Source organism: Hydrogenovibrio sp. (assembly GCF_049975065.1).
Lineage (GTDB): Bacteria > Pseudomonadota > Gammaproteobacteria > Thiomicrospirales > Thiomicrospiraceae > Hydrogenovibrio.
Window position 1 is genome coordinate 1 of the sequence record NZ_JBNGDN010000139.1, and the last position, 2,777, is coordinate 2,777.

Annotated in this window: 3 protein-coding genes; all 3 read right to left on the reverse strand. The window is 49.9% G+C overall.

Going from position 1 to position 2,777, the window contains the following annotated elements:
- A partial coding sequence (locus tag ACP5D0_RS10430) for an amidohydrolase family protein (RefSeq protein ID WP_472365740.1) occupies positions 1-772 on the reverse strand: 772 nt, incomplete at its 3' end.
- Between the two features lie 49 nt (positions 773-821).
- Complete coding sequence (locus ACP5D0_RS10435) at positions 822-1,976, reverse strand: histone deacetylase family protein (protein ID WP_472365742.1); 1,155 nt, start codon at positions 1,974-1,976, stop codon at positions 822-824.
- 10 nt (positions 1,977-1,986) lie between these two features.
- Positions 1,987-2,586 carry a hypothetical protein gene (locus tag ACP5D0_RS10440; RefSeq protein ID WP_472365743.1) on the reverse strand — a complete coding sequence of 200 codons (600 nt, stop codon included), beginning with the start codon at positions 2,584-2,586 and terminating at the stop codon, positions 1,987-1,989.
- Positions 2,587-2,777: the final 191 nt, after the last annotated feature.

The window sequence follows — 2,777 nt, forward strand, 5'->3', positions numbered from 1 at the left end:
GTGTGCTGTAGGTGTCGATGGCGGCCAGCATTCGGTCTTGATGTTGAATGAAAAAGGCGCGCCATTCGGGTTTCAGTTGCCCAGATTCGTCTAAGAATTCGCCGTCACGCACGGACGTGTCGATGTATAGGGTGTGCGGATGACGTTCGAGTACCGCCGTGAGAAAGGCCGGTGTCGGGCGTGTGCCAAGGTGCGCCCAGATGACTTGAATGTCCGGCGCTATGGCAAAAATGCGATCGACGATCTCCGCATCCCCGTGAATTTGCAGCATCAGATCGCGTTCGGCGGCGATTTCGACAATGCGTTTGAGAACCGGGCTGTAGGTATCCTGTTTGAAAATGTGAAATTCGCCAATGCCTTGGTAGGGGAAGGCTGCCAGTTGCGCTTCTATGTCCTTTAGAGTATCGAGGTCGCGCATCCAGTTGGGTTTATTGGCCTTGGTTTTGTAGAGGCTTAAAAATGGAATAATGCGCTTGGGAGCGTATTGATAAAGGTGTTCGGCCTTTTCCGTCGGTGTGCTGGAAATCATAGCACCCAGCACATGGTACTGATCGTAATAAGAGATGACTTTTGATGGCGATAGGACTCGGCTGTCCGCCAGAGAGTAGTGGGAGTGACTGTCAAAAATCGGCAGCGGTGTGTTGGGGGCGTTTGGCGCTGGCGTGGAAGACGCCAAGGCTAAATGACTCGCTGCGAACAGCACCCCGCCACCGATTAAGTGGAGCGGGCGTCGTAAAGCGAAAGCGCGGGGCGCGTCGAAAAACGGTCTCATAAATAATCCTACAATCGTTCAGCCTTTAAGTCTTTAAGTCTTTTAAGTCTTAAGCCTGAAGGTGGTGTTGTACCAATTGGTCGATGGTTTCCGTATAGTCGGTTTCCGCTGTTGGCGCTTCGCCGATCAAATCCTGCTGTTTCTCTGGATTGTTTAATAACGTATGGAAGGTGCCGACGGTACACTGAGCCAAAGGATTTAAGTTGTAACCGCCACCAAGTGTGAAGCTGATGCGGCCGTTGCATAGGGTGTCTGCAGACTGAAGGCACTTATCGACCAGTTGATTAAAGCCAGCGACGGACAGTTGGTGATTGGCCAGTGGGTCTTGCCAGTGCGCATCGTAACCGGAAAAGACAATAATATGGTCCGGCTGAAAGACTTCCAGCTTCGGCTGAATGACGCGGTCGTAAACGGAAAGATAGGTTTCGTTCCCCGCGCCTTTTTGAAATGGGCAGTTAACAATTGTGCCTTCCGCGGCCTCTCGGCCGGTGAACTTAGCCCCGCCCGTCATCGGCCAATAAGGGTGTTGATGAATGGAAATGGCCATAATCGTCGGGTCATCCGCGACCAGATCCTGAGTGCCGTTGCCGTGATGAACGTCAAAGTCAATAATGGCGACTTTTCCGACATCGCGGTACTGTTGTAACGCGCGTGCGGCAATCACGTCCGAGTTGAAAATACAAAACCCCATCGCCTTGTTGGCCAGCGCGTGGTGTCCTGGTGGGCGCAACAGTGCGAAGCCGCGATTCACCTTTCGGTCGTAAATTGCAAGGTTAAGCGCAATGTTGCTGCCAGCGGCCATTTTAGCGGCATCAAACGTGGCATGGTTTAAATAGGTGTCTTGGCTGTATTGATCGTAATAGCCTCCGCCGCTTCGACTGAGCATTTCGATTTCATCGATATAGTTTTGATCGTGCGCGAACAGAAGCTCATCGTTTTCGGCCATGCGCCCCTTGACCGGGGTGAGCTGTTGCCACAGCCCCTGCCGTTCCATTTCGGCGTCAATGGCGATCAGTCGTTTAGCGGTTTCTGGATGCCCTTTCATATCGTGTTGCAAAAACAGCGGGTCCAGCACAACGCCCACCGAAGGTTGACCAGGCCTGGCAGATTTGTCATTCGCCAGTGCTGCAAAACTAAAGGGGGCTGAAGCGCCCAAAGCACCCAGCGCCGCCAGTCGTTTGATAAATTCTCGTCTTCCAGACATAAAGCCTCCTTTAAAAGCAGAGTGATTCATGGGTGGATAAAAACGCATCCAGTCCATTGAGTGAAAAGGTGAACTTATGTTCGCCAAGCATTCGGTGTGCGACTTGAATTTGGATTTCTGTGCCCTCGCGGAGTTGCGATAAAAGCTGGCGATACTGTTGCTGTAACTGTTGGAATGTTTGTACCGACTGAGGCGGCAGCTCGAGTCGGATTCGATTCTCCTGTCGCTGTTCGGTTGCAGTCGCCTTCAAAACCCCTTGCAAGGGCAGTGAAACCGCAGGATTGGATTTAGGTAAAATTTGATACTGAATCGACATCAGTTTTGGCGTCGAGCTAATAACGGCTTGATCAAACAATAAAATCTGAAGACTGGGCAGGGAATTACCACGGCTGCAGGTTAAACCAAAAAACGAATCGCGCTTTGGGGATTTGGTAAACAGCTCTATGTGATCGGCCTCTTGCGTATAAGGATTGGCATAGGTGGTTAAGCTGTAATCTTCAATGTAAGTGGTTTGTGGCGGGGCGGAAATAACCGAAATCGGCCAGAGCAGAAACGTCATGGCATAGAGATAGATAGAATGATGCGGTTTCGATAAACGTTTTTGAAACATAGCGGGTGTTGTCCATTAAGCGTTAAATGAAATTTTGATTCGTTTATATTCGTTATTATCCACGACTTGAAAAGCCGGAATATGCAATAAATGGGGTTTAAGATGTTGTTTTTACGATGACTGTCACTGAAATGTCAAAAAAACCTCAAAAAAACGCAAAAAAGGGATTGCAAAGTCCGCCAGAAACTATA

What these genes read in the sequence shown, in the direction of transcription:
- ACP5D0_RS10435 (WP_472365742.1), bottom strand. Translation starts at nt 1,976, where the DNA reads ATGTCTGGAAGACGAGAATTTATCAAACGACTGGCGGCGCTGGGTGCT.
- ACP5D0_RS10440 (WP_472365743.1), bottom strand. Translation starts at nt 2,586, where the DNA reads ATGTTTCAAAAACGTTTATCGAAACCGCATCATTCTATCTATCTCTAT.